The sequence below is a fragment of the Faecalibacterium longum genome (assembly GCF_040094125.1).
Lineage (GTDB): Bacteria > Bacillota > Clostridia > Oscillospirales > Ruminococcaceae > Faecalibacterium > Faecalibacterium longum.
On the sequence record NZ_JBBNIH010000165.1, the window covers coordinates 1 to 23,272 of the forward strand.

Consider the following 23,272-nt stretch of genomic DNA (forward strand, 5'->3'; position numbering starts at 1 on the left):
GCGCCGACGATGACGTCCACGTCACGGCAGAGGGCCTGCACGGTCTCGGGCAGGAGCTTGTTGCCGGTGCGGGGCGGAATGTTATAGAGGATGATGGGGATGTTGACCTGCTTTGCCACAGCCACATAGTGGTCATACAGCTCTTTCTGGGAAGCCAGTGCGAAGCTGGGGGTGATGATGGACAGTGCATCTGCGCCCATCTCCTCGGCGCGCTTGCTCATGCGGATGGTCTCGGCGGTGGTGATGCAGCCGGTGCCTGCGTAAACGGGAACGCGGCCCTTGACCTGGTCGATGACGGTAGCCAGGATCTCTTCCTTCTCCTTAAAAGAGAGGGCGTAAGCCTCGCCGTTGGTGCCCAGAGGGAACATGCCGTGGACGCCGCCTGCCAGCAGACGCTCGACCTGCTGACGCAGAGCCTCGTGGTTGACGGTCTGCTCGTCATCGTTGTTCATCGGGGTAATTACCGGAGGGATAATGCCTTTGATGTCGCTGGTCTTCATAACGTGTTCTCCTTTTCTATTACATGATCTCCTGATACAGTTTGCGGGCGTCGTCAGCGGTGACGGGGCGCATATTGTTCACCAGCAGACGCTGCACCTGCATACCGGACTCGACCAGACCCTCGAGGTCCTCAGCGGGGACGCCGAACTCCTTCAGGCTGGTAGGGATGTCCAGATGCTTGACGATCGCTTCGAGGCGGGCGATCATCCATGCAGCCTTCTCGTCCACGGTGGTGCAGGTCTTGTTCTCGTGGCAGCAGCGGTCATAAGCCACAGCCAGACGCTCCTTAACAGCCGGATGCTCGCTGTTGAAGCGCATGACAGGAGCCAGCAGGATGGCGTTGGAGACGCCGTGTGCGATGTGGTACTTGCCGCCCAGAGGATAGCTCAGAGCGTGGACTGCGGTGGTGCCAGAAGCGGTGATGGCCAGACCGCCGTAGTAAGCTGCGATCTGCATCCGGTTCTTCTCGGCCATGGCATCGGGATCATCGCAGGCTTTCTCAATGTTGTTCAGGATGAGGTCGAGGCCCTCCAGAGCGTACAGGTCGCTGAAGGGGTTGGCCTTGTTGCTGGTGAAGCACTCGATGCAGTGTGCCAGAGCATCAACGCCGGTAGCAGCTGCGATTTTGCGGGGCAGGTTCTTGATCATGCGGGCGTCGAGGATGACGTAGTCCGCGATCATGTTCTCGTTGACGATGCCGACCTTCAGCTCCTTCTCGGGGACAGCGACGATGGCGTTGGGAGTGACCTCAGCGCCGGTGCCGGCGGTGGTGGGGATGAGGACGATGGGGACGCACTTCTGAGCCATACCGGGGTTGTCCAGCAGCTCCTTGACGCCGTAGTCATCGGTCACCAGCACGCTTGCCAGCTTGGCTGCGTCCATGACGGAGCCGCCGCCGCAGGCCACGATGAGGTCGGCGCCGGAAGTCTTGAACTCATCCACCAGCTTTTGGACAGCCATGTAGCTGGGTTCGGGAGGCAGCTCGTCCAGAACATAATACTCTGCGCCGGAAGCCTTCACAGCCTCCTCGGGCAGGGCGAACAGGCCAGCGCCCTCAATGCCCTTGTCGGTGAACATTGCCACCTTCTTTGCACCACGGGCCTTGATGATGGCGGTGATGTTGTCCATTGCGTTCTCGCCGCCGTAAACTGCGTGCGGCATCTTCAGATTGTACTGGGTCAGCATAACAAATTTCCTCCTTCAAAAAAATCAGCGGGTCTGGACACCGGTGGGCAGCAGAGCTTCCAGCGTATCCAACTCTTCGTTTTCGTAGATCGTACCGTCTCAGGGCAGGCCGGGAAGTTTCTGACAGGCCATGGTTTTCTCCGAATCCATCGTCTATCTCAAGTTTGCTCGGCTGCAATGCGGTCTGCAAGGTCGAGCAGCAGTTTTTTGTGGCCGAAGCCGCCCGACTTGGTGATAACGTAGCGGGTGCAGCCGCGGTAGGTGAAGCGGGCCAGCACGACGCCCTTTTCCACCTCGCACACCGGCTCAAGCTCCTTGATGCCCACGCAGTTCATGCACTGTAACAGCGTGTCGCCGCCGGTGAGCAGCAGGGTCCCAAGCGCGGGGCTGGTGAACAGTTTGCCCAGCATATGGCCGATGCTGCTGGCGATGCCGACCCGCATGCCCTCGAGGTCGAGGCCCCGGGCGGCGGCGTAATCCGCCGTGGGCTGGTTGCCGCCCTCGTCGTTGGTCTCGATGATGCAGCGGGGATTCGCGGCCAGCATCTCGTTGATGCCCTGTAGGGCCTCTTTGCCGTCCTCGCTCTCCCAATAGCCGGGGTCGAGCTTCTGGCGCGGGGTCAGGCGCAGGCGGGAGAAGCCGTTCTGTTCGGCCACATCCAGCTGGCGCAGGGTGATGGAGTTGACGCTTCCGCAGACCACCAGCAGACGGGGGTCCAGCTTCGGCATGGTGACCGTCCTGCGCTCGGTCATCTTCATCAGGTCGGGCAGCAGCGCTGCAAAGCCGGCACAGCCTGCCATCAGGCGGGGCTTGCCATTCTGGAACAGGGCGCGGCCCGTGGACGCAAGGTCGTCGAGGCTCCCGGCGTCAAAGACCAGGATGCCCTCCTGCTCCGGCACAGCCTCACCCTCTTTCAGGGTCGGGAAGCTGTAGGCAGGCACATCGGTCTGTTCCCCGATGAGCTCCGTCACCCTGGCGTGGCGCACCGGCTCGAAGGGGTCGATGCCGAAGGGGCTCTCGGTCACAGGCACGCCGCTGATATAATGTACTCCGTCCCGGGTCACACGGTCGATCTGGGGGAAGGCCGGCAGGAACGGCAGCTGGCGCTCCCCGCTGGTTTTGAGCAGGGCCGAAAGCTCTGCGCCGATGTTTCCGCGCAGAGCGGAGTCTGTCTTTTTATAGATGCTGAAAACTCCCGCACTCATCGCCTCCCGGGTCAGTTTTGCGATGACGGCGTAGGCCTCTGCAGCGGGCAGATGGCGCGTCTCGGTGTCCACCACCAGCACAGCGGCGTCATTGGCTGCAAAATCCACCTGCTCTCCGACCACGACGCGGGTGGGGATGCCGCAGGCGGCAAACTGGACACCCGTATCCAGCGCGCCTGTAAAGTCATCTGCAAGGATCAGCAGAAGCAGCATAGGTTGCTCCTCCTCTCATGATTTATTCTCTTGATACCATTATGCCTTATTTTGACACGGCGTGCATGGAAACGAGCGGTCTTTTCCGTTTTAATTTGAAACATTGATTAAGTTTTTTGGTTATAAAGTCTTAAACCGTTTCAAATAAGGACAGTCTTTGTTTGATTTTCGGGCGTTTATTTGCTAGAATAGTAGCAAATATGAACGGAGGTGTCTGTTGTGATAGAGACTCACACCCGTATTCTGGGCATCGCCCCCTACGACGGAATGCGCACTGCGATGGAGCAGGCGGCACAGGCTTATCCCAATGTCGAAATGGACATTTACACCGGCGACCTGGAAGACGGGCAGGCCATCGTGCAGCAGATGCCCCCCAACTCCTATGACTGCATCATCTCCCGCGGCGGCACCGCCGCCCTCATCCGGCAGGTGACTGACCTGCCGGTGGTGGACATCCACATCTCGGTGTACGACGTGCTGCGCACCATGAAGCTGGCCGAGAATTATTCCAGCCTCTACGCCATCGTGGGCTTCCCCTCCATCACCGAGCCGGCCCACACCCTGTGCAGTCTGCTGGACTTCAACCTCGACATCCTCACCGTGAACAACGCTGCTGAGGTGCGCCACACTCTGGAGCGCCTGCAGCAGGGCGGCTACCGGATGGTGGTCTGTGACATGGTCACCCACACCATCGCCCGGGAGATGGGCTTCGACGCTTTCCTCATCACCTCCGGCGTCGAAAGCCTCCACGCCGCCATCGACCAGGCCGTGAACATCAGCTCCTGGTTCGGCTATCTGCGGCAGGAGAACCTGTTCCTCCGCAGCATCACTCAGGGCCAGAATGGCCGCGTCATCGTCATGGAGTCCAACGGCGACCTCTTCTACAGCAGCATCTCCGAAGTCCCGGCGGAGCTGAGCAGCGTCCTTCAGTCCCACATCCGGGAGATACCGGCCAGCGGCAACCTCCGCTTTTACTACACCGAGCGGGACCAGCTCTACAGCATCACCGCCCAGCAGCTGCTGATGAACAACGTCCAGCGGTATCTGTTCTACTGTGTTCCGGCCCGCATCCCGCTCCATTCCAGCCGTCCCGGCCTGCGCACCCTGAACAAGGGCGAGTGCGAATACCTCTTCGCCAACAGCTTCTACAGCCTCAGCGGCGCGATGGGTACCCAGGCGGCCGAGATACGCTCCCTCGCCCTGCTGCGCCAGCCGGTATTCATCTACGGCGAGCCCGGCACCGGCAAAGAGCAGATCGCACGCTACCTCTATCTGCACAGCTCCCTTGCAAACCACCCCTTCATCGTGGTGAACTGTGCGCTGCTGAATGAGAAGACCTGGGATTTCCTGCTCAACCACTACAACTCCCCTCTCAGCGCCACCGGAAACACCATCTACTTCCAGAATTTTGAGTCCATCTCGCCCCAGTGGAGTTCAGAGCTTCTTGCCGCCATTGAAGAAACCGGTCTTGCCCGCCGGGTGCGGCTCATCTTCTCCTGTTCCATTGTCGAGGGGGAGCCGGTGCCGGAAGTGCTGCGGCATTTCAGTGAGCGGCTGGGCTCACTGGCCCTTCCCCTGCCCTCCCTGCGCAGCCTCTCCGACGAGATCCCGTCTCTGTCCAGCCTCTACCTCAACAGCCTGAACCTCGAGCTGGGCAAGCAGCTCTCGGGCTTCGAGCCCCGGGCCATCGAGATGCTCCGCCAGTACCCCTGGCCCAACAATTACACCCAGTTCAAGAACGTCCTGCGCGCCCTCGCCGCCCTGTCGGACGGCCCCTACATCCGGGCCGGGACGGTGGCCGATATGCTTTCCAAAGAGCGGACTCTGCGGGCCGTGCCGCCGCCGGCTTCTGCCCGCAAGCCCAGTGAGCAGACCCTCGAAGAGGTCATCCGCGATGTCGTCCAGCAGACCGTCGCCGCCCACGGCGGAAATCGCGCCGCCGCCGCCCGTCAGCTGGGCATCAGCCGCACGACCCTCTGGCGCTATATGGAAAAAATCGAGCAGAAACAACAGAATGTAGAAAAAGAGTCCTGAAAAGCACAAAAAAGCTCCGGCTTTCATACGAAAACCGGAGCTTTTTTGTGTTTTTACACGCCCGAATAGGCGGAGAAGCCGCCATCGATGGGCAGGCAGATGCCGGTGATGAAACCGGCAGCGTCATTGTTCAGCAGGAACAGCAGTGCGCCCACAAGGTCCTTTTCGCTGTCGCCGAAGCGGCCCATGGGGGTCGCAGCGAGGATCTTGTTGGTACGGGCCGTCGGGGTGCCGTCCTCATTGTAGAGGAGGCTGGCGTTCTGCTCGCTGGCGAAGAAGCCCGGGGCGATGGCGTTCACCCGGATGCCGACTTTGCTGAAATGGACAGCCAGCCACTGGGTGAAGTTGGTCACAGCGGCTTTGGAGCCGGAGTAGGCCGGTATCTTGGTCAGGGGCAGATAAGCGTTCATGCTGGAGATGTTGAGGATGTTGCAGCCCGGGCGGCCCACCATCTGGCGGGCGAAGGCCTGGGTGGGCAGCAGGGTGCCGATGAAGTTCAGGTTGAACACCATCTCTACACCACTCTCGTCGAGGTCGAAGAAGGTCACGGTATCGTCCTCGAGGTCGGCCATCTCGAAATACTCTTTGTCCGTGTTGGCGCGGGCGTTGTTGCCGCCGGCACCGTTCACCAGAATATCGCAGGGGCCAAGCTCTGTCATCACGTCCTCAGCCACCTGCAGGCAGTTGGCCTTGTTCATGACGTTGCAGGTGTAGCCCCTGGCGATGCCGCCCTCGGCCTCGATCTCGTCGGCCAGAGCCTTGAGCTTCTCCATATTGCGGCCCAGCAGGGCGACTTTTGCGCCTGCCCGGGCCAGAGCCTTGGCGAAGATGGAGCACAGGGTGCCGCTTGCGCCTGTGACGACGGCCACCTTGCCGGTCAGGTCAGTGTTCAGTACATTCTGTTCCATGTTCTTCCTTTTTACAGGCTCAGCTGCGGTACTCGGCGGGCAGCTGGTCCATGCTCTGCCACTTGGTCATGGCCTCTTCCAGCTTCATGCCGTTGGCCACAGCGTCGCGGCGGCAGGCGTTGACCGCCTGGATCTCCTTCATCTTCTCGCCGGTCAGGGTGTAGCCCTTCATGGCGATAAGGGTAGCGGCCCAGGCCACCATCGGGATGATGCAGAACAGCACGATGACCACCCAATTCATACCGGGGGTGTAGAGGTCGTATTGGGTGGGCAGGCTCTCAAGACCGATGAAGCTCACAGCGATGCCGACGACGGTAGCGGACAGGCTGGACACCAGCTTATCCACCAGGCTGAACAGAGTACCCATGATGCCGGGGATGTAGTTGCCGCTGCGGTAAGTCTCGTAGTCGGAGCAGTCGGCGACCATGGGGATGGGCATATCGGCGGTGGCGTAGTATGCGCCGTAGCCGATGCCGAAGAATGCGATGAAGAGGATGGTGTAGAGGTTGATGGACAGGCCGTTGTTCCCCATGATGGACAGGGTGAAGGCGTCGCTGCGGCCCCAGAGCAGCAGCAGCACCAGCACGCCGATGTAGCAGATAAATGCCACACTGACGTACTTCATCAGGCTGGCCTTCTGGCCCTCCTTCTGGCTGGTGCGGACGGTGAGCAGGAAGAAGGGCACGCTGAAGACGTAGCCCAGCACCATCATGGGCAGGTACAAGCCGTCATAGTTGCCCATCATGCAGCCGTACAGCATACACAGGACGGTGGTGTTGGTAGCGATGGAGAGAGCCAGCTTGCAGCCGGCACCAGCCACCATCAGACGCTGCATGGGGTTATTGTTCTTGATGATCTGGACGTACTCGTGCAGCTTGACCTTCTCGCTGACCTCGCCGCCGATGCCGAAGTACTTGGGCTGGTCCTTCTCCCAGATGCCGATGATGGCCAGAATGGTGAGGAGGATGGAGATGACGATGCCCACAGGAGCCAGAGTGCGGAAGAAACCGGCAGAGGCGTAGCCGCCCTCATAGTTTTTGGCGAGGATGGGGGCGAAGAACTGCATCGCGCCCATGCCCAGCAGAGAGCCGACGGTGTTGAAAATGGTGAACAGGGGGCGCTGCTTGGGGTCGTTGGTCAGAACGGTCTGGCCGGAACGGGTGCAGCTGGTCTGGAAGGTGTAGCCGATGACCCAGACTGCGTACAGAGCCACGAAAGCCGCATAGCGCAGGAACATCGAGCTGGCGGGGATGAGCGGGGTCAGGCAGTACAGCACGAGGATGCTGGCTGCCATGATGAGGTTGCCGATGACCATGAAGGGCCGGAACTTGCCGAACTTGCCGTTGGTGCGGTCCATCAGGGCGCCGATGATGGGGTCGGTGATCGCGTCGAACAGGCGCATACCGGTGACCATGACCGAAGCGAAGATCATGGACAGGGCCAGCACCTTACTGCCAAAGGTAGCGATGTAGGAAAGCACCAGCACATAGTACACGTTCGTTGCGCCGTTGTTCAGCGGGAACAGCACCAGCTGGTAGGTCTTGGCGCGGTTCAGGCCCGGCGCCTTTGCGGTTTGTTCACCCATTTGCGGTGTCTCCTTTTTTCTTATAAAAAACGACAGCCTGCCCGCCGTTCTGGGGGACAGGCTGCCATTCGTTTTTAACAGTTGCGGAAATCTGCGCCGGAATTACTTCTGGTCAGCTGCGGGAGCGGTATCGACCATGCTCTTCTTCGCCTTGAGGGCCTTGCTCAGCTGCCATGCGCACAGGATGGTCAGGACGGCCAGCACTGCGATGAGCGCATAGATGGCGGTCTGCCACCACGGAGTGATGGTCTTCAGGGTATCGGTGGAAGCCCAGCCGTTCATGGCGTTGGAGTTGACCACGGTGTAGAGGATGTGGTGCATCGCGTTGCGCATCTGAGTGACGATGTAAGCATCGTTCTCATAGTTTGCAGCCTTGGTGGTGTGGATCTTGGGCATCGGGCTGTCCCAGATGTCGGAGCCGGCGATGAGGCCGTCCACCAGGTCCATGTACTGGCTGGAACCGGAGAAGTCGGTGATGCACATGCCGCGCATACCCAGCTCGCCGCGCAGGAAGCCGGTCAGCAGGTTGGCGTTAGCGCCGCACCAGGTAGCACCCCAGCGGTTGAAGCCGGTCATGACGCTCCAGGCGCCGCCATCGGTGATGGCCTTGTCAGCGACTTCCAGATAGATCTCACGAGCGGTCTGCTCGTTCAGCCAGGTGTTGACACCGCGGCGGCTGGTCTCGGAGTCGTTCAGGGCGACGTGCTTCAGGTAGACGTAGACGCCCTTGGACTGGATGCCCTGCACCTCAGCAGCGCAGATAGTGCCAGCCACGAACGGGTCCTCAGAGTAGTACTCGAAGTTACGGCCGCAGTAAGCGGTGCGGTGCATATTGATGCCGGGGCCGTACAGGCCGGAGTAACCCATGGCCAGGCAGTCCTCGCCGATGCACCTGCCGACCTCATTGATGAGGTCAACATTGAAGGTAGCAGCCATGACATCCTCGGAGGTGTAGCACATTGCGGATGCACCACCGGTCAGGGCAGCGGTCAGACCCTGAGGGCCGTTCTCGTCCTTGGTAGCAGTCTTGCCGATGGAGGCAGCGGCTGCGGTGTTGTGGAAGCCGAGGGTGATGGTGTTGACCATCTCGCTGTAGGTCAGCTGGTCCAGCAGGGTATCCCACTCGGGATCATTGAAGTCCTTGCCGATCATGGAAGCGAGGGTCAGGCCGTTCTTGGCGCCCAGAGTGGGCATCTCGACGCTGTTGGCCTCAGAGCCGTCGTACTTGGTGAAGGCGAGGCTTGCAGCCAGAGTCTCGTTGGCGGTCAGCTGTGCGGGAGCAGTGGGGATGGTGCCGGTCCAGTCGGAGCGGCTCATCCAAGTCACACTGCCGGGAGCATTGCTGCTCTTGTTGGGGTCGGACTCGTCAAACAGGTTGGTGATGGCAGTGCCATTTGCGCCGGTGGAGAAGGTGGTGGTGTCGAGGGTGTCGTTGGTCCACTTCCAGACGAGGTCGGTGTTGCCGTTCTCGGTCATGCGGCCATTGGTGTTCTCGACGGTGTAGCCCTTGGCAGCCAGAATGTTGTTGACTGCGTTGTGGGAATCGGTGGCAGCGGTGAAGTAGTAGTCACCAGCGTCCACGATGTAGGTCTTGGCGTTGTTCGCGTCGTAGGTGCGCAGCTCGCTCTTCGGGACAGTGATGGTCACGTCCTCAGAAGCGCCGGGAGCCAGCACGTCGGTCTTTGCGAAGCCGCACAGCTCAGCAGCAGCCTTCTCGATGCCGTTTGCCTTGTCGTAAGCGGTGTAGGGAGACTGGAAGTAGATCTGGACGGTCTCCTTGCCAGAGAAGGTCTTGCCGGTGTTGGTGACCTTCAGGGTGACGGTGAAGGCATCGTCAGACTCGGTCACGTTGAAGTTGGAGTATGCGAAGGTGGTGTAGCTGTCGCCGTAACCGAAGGGGTAAGCAACGGTGGTTGCCCAGTTGTAATCGCCAGCCTTGGCGGTACCCATGACGACATCCTCGTAACGGGTCTCGAAGTAACGGTAGCCCAGGTAGATGCCTTCCTGATAGACACTGTACATACCCTGCACGTCAGCACCCTCGGTCAGCAGGTTGTACTCTGCTGCGTTGGGGTAAGCCTGGGTGTAGAAGTTGTACATAGCGGGGTTTGCCATGTTGTCGTACAGATAGGTATCGACCAGAGAGCCGGAGGGGGTGACAGTGCCGGACAGCAGCTGGCCCACACCGTTGATGCCGGTCTGGCCCACGTCGCCGATCCACATAGCAGCGTCGATGCCGTAGTCCTCACCGCAGATCTCGGGGTTGAGGAAGTCCAGCTCGATGGCGTTGGAGCTGTTGATGAGGACGACGATGTTCTTGAAGGTACCGTTGTCCTTCAGAGCCTTCAGGTTCTGCAGCAGCTCGATCTCTTCAGCGGACAGAGCGAGGTAGTTGCCGTCGCCCTCCTGGCCGGAGATCCAGCTGTCGCTGGTGCCATTCTCGCCGCTGGGAAGGTCTGCGCCCTCACCGCCGGAGCGGGAGAGGACCACGATCGCAGCGTCGCCGTACTCAGCAAAGCTGGACTCAGCGCTGGACAGAGCGCTCCAGGGAGCCTCGTTGACAGCGTACTGGGTGTTCGCCTCCAGAGTATCGGAGATGGAAGCGGGGGTCAGGCGGCTGTACTTGCTCATCATGGAGTCAGAGCTGTACAGATCCCACAGGGTCTGGTTGATGGTGATGCCCTGAGCTTCCAGAGCCTGCTTGAGGTTGGGAGCCTTGCTGGTATCGACAGAGCCGGAGCCGGTGCCGCCGTACATCAGGTCCACAGAGCCGTGGCCGAACAGGCTGACCTTAGCGCCGCTGGCCAGAGGCAGGGCATTGTTCTCGTTCTTCAGCAGAGCTGCGCCCTCGGCCTCGACCGTCGCGCACAGTTCGGCCTCGTAAGCCTCGCGCTCCTCATCGGAATCAAAGCCCTTCTTGAAGTATTCGGTATCGCCGGTATTCTCGCCGTGGATGATCTTATAGGTAGATGCATTCAGAGCGACGTTGATGGTGGTAGCGTACTGGTTTGCGATGATGTTGCCCACGATGGCAGCGACGGTCAGGATAGCCGTCAGGCCGGTGAGAACAGACCACAGCCGTACTTTCGGTTTGGTGTTTTTCACGGATTCTCCTCCTTTTTTCTATAACAACCGCCGGTCGGCGGAATGTTTCACAAATCAGACCCAGTTTGCACTCTTGGACTTGGTCTTGACCAGCTTGTAGCTGGGATTCGGGGTGTCCACATGACGGAAGGAAGCGGTGTCGGTGCAGTCACCGGCCACAGCCTTGACTTCGATCTCGCCGGTCAGCGGCACACGGAAGCTGAAGACGTGCTCGCCGGTCTGCTCGCCGACCTTCTCGCCGTTGACGTAGAGGGCGACGGACTTCTGGTTGGAGTAGACCTTCACTTCCATCTCGCTCTCCGTGCGGTCGGTGAACCGCTTGGAGCAGATGTGGACAAAGTTCTCGTCGCTCCACCATGCCTTGTAGAGGTAGAAGCTGTCCTTCCGGGTCTTCCGGTCGAAGGTGACGAGGCCCTTATGGTTCATGCCCGGCTCGCCGCCCTGGTCGCGGGCGTCGGCTGCAAAGTCGAACATATTCCAGACGTGGGTCGCCCACATCCACTTATGCCGGTCGAAGCAGCGGAGCATATACTCGTGATACTTTGCCTGATACTCTTCGGTGTGGTCGCCGCGGCGGGGCTTCGAGCTGTGGAGGTTCGGCATACCCTCGGCACCGTACTCGGAGAAGCCCAGAGGACGGCCCGGGTAGACCAGATGGAAGAAGTCCATCCACAGGTCGTTCAGGAACAGACCCGGCACATACCAGCCGAGGTAGAGGTTCCAGCTGACGAGGTCGGTGATGTGGGCCACCGGGTTGAAGGGGCCGCACATGGCGTAGCAGGCCAGCGTGGTCAGGCGGGTGGAATCCATCTTGTGGCACAGGTCGTTCAGCTCGCGGTGATTGTCGAGCATGTCGGCCTTGTCCTTGGTGGAGATGGTGATCTCATTGGAGACGCCCCAGCAGACGATGCAGGGGTGGTTGTAGTTCTGGTAGATGAGCTCCTTCATCTGGCTGATGGTATTGGCGCGGCCATTGGGCAGGTGCTCGGAGATGTAGGGGATCTCAGCCCAGACCACCATGCCGTACTGGTCACAGAGGTCGTAGAAGTACTGGTCGTGCTGGTAGTGGGCCAGCCGGATGGTGTTGGCACCCAGCTCCCGGATGAGGGCCATATCCTCATCGTGCATCTCGCGGGTGATGGCGTTGCCCACACCCTTGCGGTCCTGATGGCGGGAGACGCCGTGGAGCGGATAGGGACGGCCATTGAGGAAGAAGCCGTTCCTGGAGTCCACCGAGAAGGTGCGCAGACCCACGCGGGTGGAAACTTCGTCCACCACGGTGCCGTCGCTGCTCAGGCGGACGACACAGGTGTAGAGGTAGGGGTCCTTCACGCCGTCCCAGAGGTGGGGAGCGTCGAGGTGGAGCTGAGCGTCTGCGCCCTCAGCCCTGGCCACGATGCTTCCGGCTGCGTCCTGCAGCTCGACGGAGACAGCGCCCTCGCCTTCCACGATGGTCTCGACCCGGATGTCAGCCTTGCCGTCCTTGAGGGCGGGGGTGATCTTGACGCCGGTGTCGCCGAAGTGGCCCAGCGCGATGTGGTTCTTGCTGACCACCATCAGGCTGATGTCGCGGTAGATGCCGCCGTAGAATGTAAAGTCGGCCTTCTGGGGGTAGATGCGGTCGTTGATGCTGTTGTCCACCTCGACGGTGAGCTGGTTGTCTTTTGCCAGCAGGTCGGAGACATGGACACGGAAGGTGGAGTAGCCGCCGTCGTGGGTGCAGATGTTCCTGCCGTTCAGCAGAACTTTGGCGCTGGAATTGACGCCCTCGAACTGCAGCCAGACTTCCTGCGAAGCTGCGTCGAACGCCGGAGCGGCAAAGGTGGTGCTGTAGGTGCAGGTGCCGCGCCAGTAATCGTTGCCGCCGTCCTGGCCGTCTTTTGCGTTCCAAGTGTGGGGCAGCTCCACCAGAGTGGTCTTGCCGTCCGGCCCGGTGAACTGCCAGTCCTGCATGAGCTTGGCGATGCTTCGCATTCGTTTTCCTCCCGTGTATCTGTAGCGTTTTCTCTGTTGTGCGGTCGTTTTTCTGTCTTTCGCTATTATTTTATCAAAGACTTTTTCTTTCGCAAGACCGTTGCGATAATCGGTCGAATGGTGTGGATATTCGGTTTTGCTCTCACAAATCCAAGCTGATATATTTGTGCATCTCTTACAAATAGATGGATACAACAAGAAAAATGCAAAAAGAAAAGAGACCGTCCCACATTGATTTTGTGAGACGGTCTCAACCTCTCAGTCTGCTTCGCAGACAAGGCCGGGTTGCGGCAGCGCGTCAGCGCTGACGGAGAGGTTACTTCCCCTGCGGGAAAATAATTTTCACCGCAAAGAACCCGTTCTGGCTCTCTGTGGTCAGGGTACCTTTATACTTCTGAACGATGCGGTTGGTCACTTTGACGGCGTAATGGGCGGCACGGGTGTCGGCAGACTCCGCCGGGCGGTCGGGGCTGATGACGTTCACCACCACGAAGCTCTGCCGGGTACAGACCAGCAGGTCGATGCAGCGGCGCTCCGGTTCCGGCACCTTCACTGCACTTTCAATGGCGTGGTCCAGCATATTGGCAAAAAGGGCGTAGAGGTCGCTGGCCTCAAAAAAGTTCAGACAGCTACCGTCCGTCACCGCGTTGAGCTGGATGCGGCGGGACTCGCAGAGCAGGCTCTTTTCCGTGAGCACCACGTCCAGCACCTCATTGCCGGTGTTTCGGCTGGCGTCGTAGAGCTGAGCGGCCTTTTCGGCCTCGTCGATGTGGGCTTTCAGCTCCGGGTCTGCCGGGGCGCTCGACATCTGGCGAAGCGCGGCGATTTGAAGCTTCAGCTCGTGGCAGCGCTTGTTGATGATCTGGACGTTCTGCCGCGCCACCTGGTACTGCTCCCGCTGGCGCTCATATAAAAGGTTGAGGGTGTCCATCTCCTTCTGCATGGCCGAGAGCTTGAACACCTCGGTCTGGAAGTAGAGCAGGGTCAGGAAGTAAAACTGCCCGACAAACATCGTCATGACGAGACTGCGATCCAGCACCACCACCTGCCCGCCGCTCAGCAGCGCAGCCTGGAACATGAAGAGGATCCCGATGAAAAAGGCGCTGGCCAGCTGGCGCGGGCCGATGTTATACGCTCCTTTATAAGACATCTTCCGGGAGAGGGTGGTGCAGATAACAAAATAAAAGAATGCACCAGCGGCCAGTTGTACCAGCATGACCGGCAGGCTTCTGAGGTCAAGGGGCGTTCCCCGCCATTCGAAGAATACTTCCACCAGATGCCAGCACTCGTAAGCGGTCTGGGAGGCAAGCAGGCTCCATACGGCACAGTAGAGCGCACTCTTTTTGTCTATCTCAACGCAGGCGTATATCATCATGCCCAGCAGAACGAAAAACGCGACATAGAGTGTCAGCAGAGATAATTGAAGTTCGTGGAGGCTGGTGCTCTGGGCCGAGGGGTCGAGCATATAGGTCAGCCCCAGCAGCGGCAGCAGCATCCCCAGCGCCCGTAGGCGGGCGTGAGGCCGGTGCTTGAGCGGGATGCAGAACGCCACCGCAGCAGTCCACCGCAGCAATGCCCGGAGGATGACATGGCGTGCAAGAAGATTCACAGCACACCTCCGATGTAGGACGCCACCGCCGTCAGGAAAGCCGCACGCTGGCGGCGGCTGATCTCCAGGTGGTCGGTGTTAACGTGGACAAAGTCGTTCTCCACAGCCTTTACATATTTCAGGTTGACCAGATAACACTGGTTACAGCGGGAGAAATGGTACTGCGCCAGCTGCTTTTCGGCGCTGGCAAGGCTGGCACGGACGGAAAACTCACCCTTGGTGGTGTGATACCAGAGCAGCCGGTCATGGGTCTCGAGATAGTAGATGTCGCCGGTGGAGAGCACCTGCATCCCGCCTCCGGCCAGCTGTAAAACGACCTGCCCGCCCCGGCGGCGCTGCACCCGCTGAACAGCCCGTGAGAGCTTGGTGCAGAACTGGTAGTAGTTCACCGGCTTGAGGACATAGTCCAGTGCGTCCACCTCGTAGCCCTTGATAGCGTACTGCGCCATGTTGGTCACGAACACCAGCACGGCGTCTGCGTCCACGGCCCGTATCTTCTCCGCCGCGCCGAAGCCGTCCAGTCCCGGCATCTCCACATCCATAAAGATGATGTCATACCCCGGCTCGTAGTGCTCCGCGATGACAGCTCCATCCTCGATGGGCAGCACCTCGACCTGCAGGCTGTTCTCGGCGGCGTACTGCCGGATGAACCGGCACAGCTCGTCCCGCACTTCCTGCTGGTCTTCGACGACAGCAATTTTCAGCATCCCGCAGTCTCTCCCTTCTCCGTTCCATTCCATTTGCTGCTTTTTATTGAAACATACTTTGGTGCGAAATGCAACGGAGAAGTTCGAAATCGCTTTCAGCCCATGACGACCTGCACGTTCACCTCGGCACCCTCCGCTGCCAGCGGCAGAACGCTGCCTTGCAGAGGCTTGCCGTCCACGGTCACGCTCTTGACGCCATGCTGCACTCCGGCGGTATTGTCCACCGTGATGTGATAGGTCGCCCCACGGAAGCGGCGGGTCACAGTGAAGCCGGACAGGGTGTGCGGGATGCAGGGGTCCACCTTCAGTCCGTCCAGCGTGGGCTGGATGCCCAGAATATACTGGCTCACATTGAAGAACGTCCACGCCGCCGTGCCGGTCAGCCAGCTGTTCTTGGCCTCGCCAAAGGTGGGCGCATCTCTGCCGGCTACCATCTGGCTGTAGACATAGGGCTCTGTGCGGTGTATCTCCGAAATATCCTCAATGTAGGCCGGGCAGGTCTTGCGGTAGACCTCAAAGGCACGGTCGCCGTGGCCCAAAACGGCCTCAGCGCAGCTGATCCACGGGTTATTGTGGCAGAAAATGCCGGCGTTCTCTTTGTATCCCGGAGGATAGCTGGAGATCTCGCCCAGATTGAGCTGATAGCTGGTGTAGGCCGGCTGATGCAGCACCACGCCATATTTCGTATCCAGCCGCTCTTCCACGCTCTTCAACGCCTGCGCAGCCTGACCGCTCTCCCGGCCAATGCCGGCCATAACACACATACCCTGCGGTTCGATAAAGATTTGGCCCTCCGTACACTCTTTGCTGCCCACCGGCTTGCCAAAGGCATCGTAGGCGCGGCGGAACCATGCTCCGTCCCAGCCAGCCGTCAGCGCGGCCTGCTCCACGGCCTCAATGCTCTTGCGGGCAGCGGCCGCTTCCTCATCCAGATGCAGATGGTCGCACAGTTCGGCGTACTCCCGGCCATACTTGACGAACATACCGGCGATGAACACGCTCTCGGCTACCGGACCCTCGCTGGGGCCGGTGATCTGAAAGCTCTCACCCGGGTGCTCGGAGAAGCAGTTCAGGTTCAGGCAGTCGTTCCAGTCGGCGCGGCCGATGAGCGGCAGGCCGTGGGGGCCAAGGTGCGTAACGGTGAAGTTGAAGCTGCGGCGCAGATGTTCCAGCAGCGGCTGGGCCTTGGACTCGTCATTATCGAACGGCACCTGCTCATCCAGGATGCTCCAGTCTCCGGTCTCCCGCAGGTAGGCGGCAGCGCCGGCGATGAGCCACAGCGGGTCGTCGTTGAAGCCAGTGCCGATGTCGCGGTTTCCCTTTTTGGTCAGCGGCTGATACTGATGGTAAGCACTGCCATCCTCAAACTGGGTGGCCGCAATGTCCAGAATGCGCTCCCTTGCACGGGAGGGGATGATATGCACAAAGCCCAGCAGATCCTGGCAGCTGTCGCGGAAGCCCATGCCACGGCCCATGCCGCTCTCGTAATAGCTGGCGCTCCGGCTCATATTGAAGGTGACCATGCACTGGTACTGGTGCCAGATGTTCACCATGCGGTCCAGCTTTTCCTCTCCGGAGTGCAGCTGATAGGTAGAGAGCAGGTCTTTCCAGTGGGCGGCCAGCGCAGCGCGGGCCGCATCGACCTGCGCGTCGGTGGCATAGCGCTCCATCATGGCGTGGGCGCGGGCTTTGTTGATGACGCCCGGCGCGACGAATTTTTCCTCCTGCGGGTTCTCGATGTAACCCAGACCGAACAGGATGCTGCGGCACTCTCCCTGGGCCAGCTTTACATGGATGTGCAGCGCACCAACAGGAGCCCAGCCATGGGCGATGCTGCCGGAGCAATGGCCTGCCCGAACGGCCTGCGGGTCTGCCGGGCCGCCATATACGCCGCAGAATGCATCACGGGAGGTATCAAAGCTGCTGATGGGGCAGTTGGCCCAGAAAACAGCGTAATGGTCACGGCGCTCACGGTATTCGGTCTTATGATAGACAGCGCTGCCCTCCACCTCGACTTCACCGGTGGAAAAATTGCGCTGGAAGTTGGAGCTGTCGTCCACAGCGTCCCACAGGCAGAACTCCACATAGCTGAACACATCCAGCTCTTTTTCCGTGCCGCTGTCGTTGCGCAGGGTCAGGCGGTCCAGCTCACAGGCATCGCCTTTGGGCACAAACAGCTCCTGCTGTGCCGTCACGCCGTTCTTTCTGCCCTCCAGTATCGTGTAACCCAGACCATGGCGGCAGGTGTAACTGTCCAGTTCGGTCTTTGTTGGCTGCCAGCCGGGGTTCCACACCGTATCGCCATCCTTGATATAGATATGGTGGCCGTCCATATCAAGCGGGGAGCTGTTGTAGCGGTAACGGGTCAGCCGGCGCAGCCGCGCATCGCGGTAAAAGCTGTAGCCGCCGGCTGTGTTGGAAACCAGACTGAAAAAATCCTCACTGCCAAGATAGTTGATCCAGGGCAGCGGGGTCTGCGGGGTGGTGATGACGTACTCTTTGTTCTGGTCGTCAAAATGTCCGAATCTCATAACGCTTCCTCCTTAAAACCTGCTCACGAAAACGATTGAGAGCTTTTGAAAGAAGCGGTCTCTTTGTTTTTAGCATAGCCTATCCGTGTAAAAATTGCAAGTACTTTTTCAAGATTCCGCCCAAAGTTCTCCAAAAAATATGCATCGTTTCATCACAAACATCCGCAGTGCCGCACACCTTTCCGATCCGCATCCTCTCCCTCTCCCGCCTGTCCTGTTCCTTCCGGCTCCGAAAAAAGCAGCGAAACTTTTTCGATTTTAACCGAAATGTAACGAAATCCAATCGAGATGCACAATTTTGGTCTTCAAAAAGCAAGCAAGCTGCCGAAATCAATGCGTTATAGTTAAAACTTTTTCTTTTTCGCTTGATTTTTGGTACAGAATGCGCTATATTGAATTTGCGAAAACGATTAAGGACTTTGCAGGAAGCGATTCCAAGAATCCTTTCCCGGAAAGGAGGCCAGCCGATGCCATCTCTGAAAGATTTGGCAAAAGAATGCGGCGTATCCGTCGCAACCGTCAGCAAGGCTCTGAACGATCAGCCTGACATTGCCGCCGCAACAAGAGAGCGCATCCGCGCAGCGGCTCGCCGCATGGGGTATCTGCCCAACGCAGCGGCCCGGGCCCTCAAAACCAACCGTACTTATAATTTGGGGGTCCTGTTCGTTGACGAGCGGCAAAGCGGCCTGACTCACGAATACTTCTCCGCCGTGCTGGACAGCTTCAAGGTAGAAGCAGAAAAGCGCGGCTACGACATCACCTTTATCAACCATAACATCAGCGGCAGGAGCATGACCTACCTGGAGCACTGCCATTACCGCAGTGTGGACGGTGTGGTGATCGCCTGCGTGAACTTCTACGACCCACAGGTAGTGGAGCTGGTCAACAGTGATGTTCCGGTGGTGACCATCGACCATGTGTTCAACAACCGCATGGCAGTCCTGTCGGACAACGTGGCGGGTCTCAAAGCTCTGGTCAAGCAGGCATGGGCCTGCGGACACCGGCGCATCGCTTTTATCCACGGCGAAAAGACCTCGGTCACTGAAAACCGCATCGCCGGCTTTTATCAGGCCTGTGAAGAACTGGGGCTGGAGATACCGGAAGAGTACGTCCGCGACGGCGTGTATCACGATGTCGAGCGCTGTGCAGAAGAGACCCGGGCGCTGCTGGTACTGCCGCAGCGGCCCACCTGCATCATCTTCCCGGATGATTTCTCCGCACTGGGCGGCTATAACGCTCTGGCAGAAGCGGGGCTGAGCATCCCGGATGACATCTCAGTGATGGGATACGACGGCATCTACCTTTCCCGGGTGGTCAACCCCTCGCTGGTGACCTACCAGCAGAACACAGCCGCTCTCGGCCAGACCGCAGCGGACAAGCTCATCGAACTCATCGAGCACCCGCGGGTCACACTGCCGGAGCAGATCCGAGTCTCCGGCAGGCTGCTGTCAGGCGGGTCAGTCCGCAGCCTTTGATTTTGGACCAGAACTCCTATGGCGGAGTTTTTTGAAGAAAATGGAAAACCATGAAGGAGGTTTACCCTTATGAAAAAGATCTCTCGTCGTAATTTTCTGCTCGCTTCCGGTGTCGTGACTATTGGCGCAGCCCTCACAGCATGCGGCGGCTCTTCTTCCACCAGCACAGCAGCATCCTCCACCGCTTCTTCCGCAGCCGCATCCGAGGCTCCCGCAGCAGGCGGCAAGACCCTGAACATCTGGTGCTGGAACGATGAGTTCCAGAGCCGCTTCAACGATTACTATCCTGAAGTTGCTGAAATCGCAGCCGATAAGTCCACCACCACTCTGAAGGACGGCACCATCGTCAAGTGGACCATCAACCCCAACGATAACAACAACTATCAGAACAAGCTGGACGAAGGTCTGCTGAATCAGGAATCTGCTGCCGATGACGACAAGATCGACATCTTCTTGGTAGAAGCGGATTACGCCCTGAAGTATGTGGATTCCGATTATACACTGGATGTCAAGGCGGACATCGGCCTGACCGATGCCGATCTGGCACAGCAGTATCAGTACACCAAGGACATCGTCAGTGTGGATGGCAGCCAGCGCGGCACCACCTGGCAGGCAACTCCCGGCCTGTTCGCTTACCGCCGCAGCATCGCCAAGGACGTGCTGGGTACCGATGACCCCACCGAGGTACAGAGCTATCTGTCCGACTGGGATAAGTTCAACGATGTGGCCGCTCAGGCTTATGCCAAGGGCTACAAGATGCTGTCCGGCTTCGACGATTCCTTCCGCACCTTCTCCAACAACATTGCAGCTCCCTGGGTGGACGGCACCACGATCAATGTGGACGAGAACATGATGAAGTGGGTCGACCAGACCAAGGAATACACCGATAAGGGCTACAACAACAAGTCCAGCCTGTGGGACAGCCAGTGGGCAGCAGATCAGGGTCCCACCGGCAAGGTATTCGGCTTCTTCTACTCCACCTGGGGCATCAACTTCACCCTGCTGGGCAACTCGCTGGCAACGCCCGTGGCTGACGGCGAAAAGCCGCAGGTGGGCAACGGCATCTACGGCGACTACGCCGTGTGCGAAGGCCCTCAGCCCTACTACTGGGGCGGCACCTGGATCTGCGGCGCGGCCGGCAGCGACAACATTGATCTGATCCGCGATGTCATGCAGAAGCTGACTTGCGACGAAGCTATCATGAAGCAGATCACTCTGGATACCGAGGATTACACCAACAACGAGAAAGCTATGGAAGAGATCGCCAGCAGCGATTACAAGTCCGACTTCCTGGGCGGCCAGAACCATATCGCGCTGTTCGCAGAGGCAGCCAAGAAGATCGATATGTCCAACGCAGGTCCTTACGACCAGGGCATCACCGAGAGCTTCCAGGCCGCGTTCAAGGATTACTTCACCGGCAATGTGGACGAAGACACTGCCAAGGAAAACTTCAAGACCTCTGTTCAGGAAAAGTACCCCGAACTGACCGATGTGGTATGGCCCGCATAAGCGGCTGACCCACTCGTTCCTATGGAAAAGTGAATACAGGGGCGGGCGGCACATCTCGCCCGCCCCTTTGCTTTTCCAATCACGACAGGAGGCGATCCTTATGAGAGAAAAGACGAAAAAGAAAGGGTCGATCAGCTACGCAAAATGGGGCTATATCTTCATTGCGCCGTTCTTCATCATCTTTGCGGTATTTCAGCTGATCCCTCTGATCTCCACCATTTATTACAGCTTTTTTGAGTATTACCGCAGCGGCCTGAAAGTCATCGGCCCCAATTTTGCGGGCCTGAAAAACTACATCACCCTGTTTTCCACCGATCTGCCCAAGTATTTCAGCAACACCCTGATCCTGTGGATCATCGGCTTCATCCCGCAGATCGCCATCTCCCTGCTGCTGGCAGCATGGTTCACCGACCTGCGGCTGAAGCTGAAGGGCCAGACCTTTTTCAAGACGGTCATCTACATGCCCAACCTCATCATGGCCTCGGCTTTCGCCATGCTCTTCTTTGCCCTGTTCTCCGACAATGGCCCGGTGAACGCCGTGCTCATGAGCATGGGCTGGACAACGGAGCCCATCAGCTTTCTGAATACGGTGTGGGGCAACCGCGCACTGGTAGGCCTGATGAACTTCCTGATGTGGTTCGGCAACACCACCATCATGCTGATGGCCGCCATTATGGGTGTGGACCCCACCCTGTACGAAGCCGCCGAACTGGACGGCTGCACCCCGAACCAGATGTTCTGGAAGATCACCATCCCGCTGATCCGCCCCATTCTGGTATATGTGATGATCACCTCCATGATCGGCGGCCTGCAGATGTTTGATGTGCCGCAGATTTTGACCAACGGCAAGGGTGGACCGGACCGCACCTCCACCACCATGATCATGTATCTGAACAATCACCTGTTCAGCAAGAACTATGGCATGGCCGGTGCCGTTTCCGTGGTCCTGTTCCTGGTGTGCGCCGTGCTGTGTGTCGTGGTCTACTTCTCCCTCACCAAGGAGGATGACGGCCTGACCAAAGCCCAGCACAACGAGCTGAAAGCTGCAAAAAAGGTTGCTGCCAAGGCAGCAAAAGGGGGTAAGTGAATATGGCACACGCTCCGAAAACACGATCCGAAAAAGCAGTTCTGTCCGCGCGCCGTGCGTGGTGTTATCTGGTGCTGGTGCTCATCAGCTTTCTGTGCCTGTTCTTCTTCTATATTCTGATCGTCAACTCCACCCGCACCCACTTTGAGATCCAGAAGGGCTTCTCGCTGCTGCCCGGCAAGTCGATGCTCACCAACTTCAAGAATGTGCTGGCCGACGCCAACATCCCGGTGGGCAGCGGCATCCGCAACAGTCTTATCGTGTCGGCCTGCTCTGCAGCCCTCAGCGTCTACTTCTCGGCCCTGACGGCCTACGGCATCTATGCCTACAACTTCCGCTTCAAAAAGGCCGCTTTCGCCATCATCCTGCTCATCATGACCATGCCCACACAGGTGTCCGCACTGGGCTTTCTGCAGCTGATCACCAAGATGGGCCTGAAGAACAGCTTTATCCCGCTGATCGTCCCCAGCATCGCGGCACCCACCGTGTTCTTCTTCATGAAGCAGTATCTGGACGCTTCCCTCCCCATGGAGATCGTGGAGGCGGCCCGCATCGACGGGGCCGGCGAGTTCTACACCTTCAACCATATCGTACTTCCCATCATGAAGCCGGCACTGGCCGTACAGGCCATTTTCTCCTTCGTGGCCAGCTGGAACAACTACTTCATTCCTGCTCTGGTACTGGACAGCGCCGACAAAAAGACCCTGCCCATCCTCATTGCCCAGCTGCGCAGTGCAGACTTCCTCAAGTTCGATATGGGCAAAGTCTACATGATGGTAGCCATCGCCATCCTGCCCGTCATCGTCGTCTATCTGCTGCTGAGCAAGTTCATTGTCCGCGGCATAGCTCTTGGCGGCGTGAAAGGCTGATTTTCCACTCCGACTCAGATGCAAAAACAGCAGAAGGCCCGTTTCCGAAGAAGCGGGCCTTCTGCTATTTTGTACGCAAAACCGCCCCGGTTTCCGTAACAGGAAGCCGGGGCGGCTCGTTATGCTATTATAAAAGCGTCGGCACTTCCTTTGCCAGCAGATCAGCCAGCTGTGCGTGGCCCTTACGGGTCAGATGCATGAAGTCCACCTGATTGAACTCGCAGTCGGCAGCATTGAGGAAATGGACGTTCTGACGTTCCGCAACGATACGGAACTGCTCGGCCACACCCTTCGACTTTTCCACACAGCCCTCGCCCATGACGGCATCATGGAAACCATCGCCGATGCGGGGCGGGGCCACGACGAGGATATTGGGAGCCTTGGTCCCCCAGCAGTCCACGCTCTTGGCCTTGAGGATCAGCCGTTCCATACCCGCGCCGATGCAGGCGGCATTGGCGTTGAACCGCTCTTTGACGTCGTTGGTACCCAGCATGATGATGAGCAGATCGATGACTTCATGGCTCTTGAGGAGCGAATAAGCCACGCTCAGAGCGTCCATTGACTCATGGATGGGGTCCACGAAAACGGTCGTCCGGCCCGAAAGGCCCTCTTCCGTCACGAGATAGTCGCTGCCAAGCGCCGTTTGCAGGCGGCAGGGCCAGCGCTCGTCCTCGTTGAAGCGGATGCCGTGGTCGGCACAGTCCGCCGGGTCGGCACAGTAGCCGTGGGTGTTGGAGTCGCCCAGACAAAGGATATGTTTTTTCATCGTCTCTTC

16 protein-coding genes are annotated in these 23,272 nt (G+C 58.9%); 5 read left to right on the plus strand and 11 right to left on the minus strand.

Annotation, left to right across the window (positions count from 1 at the left end; translation table 11 throughout):
- The 3 genes from AAAU26_RS11365 to AAAU26_RS11375 all read right to left on the minus strand — a co-directional run.
- Positions 1 to 500, minus strand: a 500-nt coding sequence (locus AAAU26_RS11365) for a dihydrodipicolinate synthase family protein (protein WP_349181063.1), incomplete at its 3' end; no start/stop codon positions are given.
- Positions 501 to 519: 19 nt separating this feature from the next.
- Positions 520 to 1,686: an iron-containing alcohol dehydrogenase gene (locus AAAU26_RS11370; RefSeq protein ID WP_217209950.1), complete on the minus strand. Its 1,167-nt coding sequence runs from the start codon at positions 1,684 to 1,686 to the stop codon at positions 520 to 522.
- 158 nt (positions 1,687 to 1,844) lie between these two features.
- Positions 1,845 to 3,104: a four-carbon acid sugar kinase family protein gene (locus AAAU26_RS11375; protein ID WP_227618600.1), complete on the minus strand. Its 1,260-nt coding sequence runs from the start codon at positions 3,102 to 3,104 to the stop codon at positions 1,845 to 1,847.
- 219 nt (positions 3,105 to 3,323) lie between these two features.
- Here AAAU26_RS11375 and AAAU26_RS11380 point away from each other — a divergent pair, with 219 nt between their 5' ends.
- On the plus strand, positions 3,324 to 5,138 hold the full coding sequence (locus AAAU26_RS11380; RefSeq protein WP_227618601.1) for a sigma-54-dependent transcriptional regulator: 1,815 nt from the start codon (positions 3,324 to 3,326) through the stop codon (positions 5,136 to 5,138).
- 53 nt (positions 5,139 to 5,191) lie between these two features.
- Here AAAU26_RS11380 and AAAU26_RS11385 read toward each other — a convergent pair whose 3' ends face one another.
- The 7 genes from AAAU26_RS11385 to AAAU26_RS11415 form a co-directional block, all read right to left on the minus strand.
- A complete protein-coding gene (locus tag AAAU26_RS11385; protein ID WP_227618602.1) occupies positions 5,192 to 6,046 on the minus strand; it encodes an SDR family oxidoreductase in 855 nt (284 codons plus the stop codon).
- Between the two features lie 19 nt (positions 6,047 to 6,065).
- A complete protein-coding gene (locus AAAU26_RS11390) occupies positions 6,066 to 7,631 on the minus strand; it encodes an MFS transporter (RefSeq protein WP_227618603.1) in 1,566 nt (521 codons plus the stop codon).
- Positions 7,632 to 7,733: 102 nt separating this feature from the next.
- Complete coding sequence (locus AAAU26_RS11395) at positions 7,734 to 10,736, minus strand: glycoside hydrolase family 3 protein (protein ID WP_227618604.1); 3,003 nt, start codon at positions 10,734 to 10,736, stop codon at positions 7,734 to 7,736.
- 54 nt (positions 10,737 to 10,790) lie between these two features.
- Positions 10,791 to 12,710: a glycoside hydrolase family 2 protein gene (locus tag AAAU26_RS11400; RefSeq protein ID WP_227618605.1), complete on the minus strand. Its 1,920-nt coding sequence runs from the start codon at positions 12,708 to 12,710 to the stop codon at positions 10,791 to 10,793.
- 316 nt (positions 12,711 to 13,026) lie between these two features.
- Positions 13,027 to 14,319: a GHKL domain-containing protein gene (locus AAAU26_RS11405; protein WP_227618606.1), complete on the minus strand. Its 1,293-nt coding sequence runs from the start codon at positions 14,317 to 14,319 to the stop codon at positions 13,027 to 13,029.
- Positions 14,316 to 15,026, minus strand: coding sequence for a LytR/AlgR family response regulator transcription factor (locus AAAU26_RS11410; protein ID WP_149793911.1), 711 nt, complete (start codon positions 15,024 to 15,026; stop codon positions 14,316 to 14,318). Before AAAU26_RS11410 ends, AAAU26_RS11405 begins: the two co-directional genes overlap by 4 nt.
- 95 nt (positions 15,027 to 15,121) lie before the next feature.
- Positions 15,122 to 17,557 carry a glycoside hydrolase family 94 protein gene (locus AAAU26_RS11415; protein ID WP_227618607.1) on the minus strand — a complete coding sequence of 812 codons (2,436 nt, stop codon included), beginning with the start codon at positions 17,555 to 17,557 and terminating at the stop codon, positions 15,122 to 15,124.
- A gap of 467 nt (positions 17,558 to 18,024) precedes the next feature.
- On the opposite strand from AAAU26_RS11415, the gene AAAU26_RS11420 reads away from it, so the two are divergent.
- From AAAU26_RS11420 to AAAU26_RS11435, 4 genes are all read left to right on the plus strand, one after another.
- A complete protein-coding gene (locus tag AAAU26_RS11420) occupies positions 18,025 to 19,032 on the plus strand; it encodes a LacI family DNA-binding transcriptional regulator (RefSeq protein ID WP_227618608.1) in 1,008 nt (335 codons plus the stop codon).
- A gap of 69 nt (positions 19,033 to 19,101) precedes the next feature.
- Positions 19,102 to 20,541 carry a twin-arginine translocation signal domain-containing protein gene (locus AAAU26_RS11425; RefSeq protein ID WP_158395243.1) on the plus strand — a complete coding sequence of 480 codons (1,440 nt, stop codon included), beginning with the start codon at positions 19,102 to 19,104 and terminating at the stop codon, positions 20,539 to 20,541.
- A gap of 100 nt (positions 20,542 to 20,641) precedes the next feature.
- Positions 20,642 to 21,628: a carbohydrate ABC transporter permease gene (locus AAAU26_RS11430; protein ID WP_227618609.1), complete on the plus strand. Its 987-nt coding sequence runs from the start codon at positions 20,642 to 20,644 to the stop codon at positions 21,626 to 21,628.
- A gap of 2 nt (positions 21,629 to 21,630) precedes the next feature.
- A complete protein-coding gene (locus AAAU26_RS11435; protein WP_158395245.1) occupies positions 21,631 to 22,497 on the plus strand; it encodes a carbohydrate ABC transporter permease in 867 nt (288 codons plus the stop codon).
- Positions 22,498 to 22,624: 127 nt separating this feature from the next.
- On the opposite strand, the gene AAAU26_RS11440 is transcribed toward AAAU26_RS11435, so the two are convergent.
- Positions 22,625 to 23,263, minus strand: a complete 639-nt coding sequence (locus tag AAAU26_RS11440) for a GDSL-type esterase/lipase family protein (protein WP_227618610.1) — start codon at positions 23,261 to 23,263, stop codon at positions 22,625 to 22,627.
- Between the last annotated feature and the right edge of the window lie 9 nt (positions 23,264 to 23,272).

What these genes read in the sequence shown, in the direction of transcription:
- AAAU26_RS11390 (WP_227618603.1), bottom strand. Translation starts at nt 7,631, where the DNA reads ATGGGTGAACAAACCGCAAAGGCGCCGGGCCTGAACCGCGCCAAGACC.
- AAAU26_RS11420 (WP_227618608.1), top strand. Translation starts at nt 18,025, where the DNA reads ATGCCATCTCTGAAAGATTTGGCAAAAGAATGCGGCGTATCCGTCGCA.
- AAAU26_RS11410 (WP_149793911.1), bottom strand. Translation starts at nt 15,026, where the DNA reads ATGCTGAAAATTGCTGTCGTCGAAGACCAGCAGGAAGTGCGGGACGAG.
- AAAU26_RS11435 (WP_158395245.1), top strand. Translation starts at nt 21,631, where the DNA reads ATGGCACACGCTCCGAAAACACGATCCGAAAAAGCAGTTCTGTCCGCG.
- AAAU26_RS11440 (WP_227618610.1), bottom strand. Translation starts at nt 23,263, where the DNA reads ATGAAAAAACATATCCTTTGTCTGGGCGACTCCAACACCCACGGCTAC.
- AAAU26_RS11370 (WP_217209950.1), bottom strand. Translation starts at nt 1,686, where the DNA reads ATGCTGACCCAGTACAATCTGAAGATGCCGCACGCAGTTTACGGCGGC.
- AAAU26_RS11385 (WP_227618602.1), bottom strand. Translation starts at nt 6,046, where the DNA reads ATGGAACAGAATGTACTGAACACTGACCTGACCGGCAAGGTGGCCGTC.
- AAAU26_RS11375 (WP_227618600.1), bottom strand. Translation starts at nt 3,104, where the DNA reads ATGCTGCTTCTGCTGATCCTTGCAGATGACTTTACAGGCGCGCTGGAT.
- AAAU26_RS11425 (WP_158395243.1), top strand. Translation starts at nt 19,102, where the DNA reads ATGAAAAAGATCTCTCGTCGTAATTTTCTGCTCGCTTCCGGTGTCGTG.
- AAAU26_RS11430 (WP_227618609.1), top strand. Translation starts at nt 20,642, where the DNA reads ATGAGAGAAAAGACGAAAAAGAAAGGGTCGATCAGCTACGCAAAATGG.
- AAAU26_RS11415 (WP_227618607.1), bottom strand. Translation starts at nt 17,557, where the DNA reads ATGAGATTCGGACATTTTGACGACCAGAACAAAGAGTACGTCATCACC.
- AAAU26_RS11400 (WP_227618605.1), bottom strand. Translation starts at nt 12,710, where the DNA reads ATGCGAAGCATCGCCAAGCTCATGCAGGACTGGCAGTTCACCGGGCCG.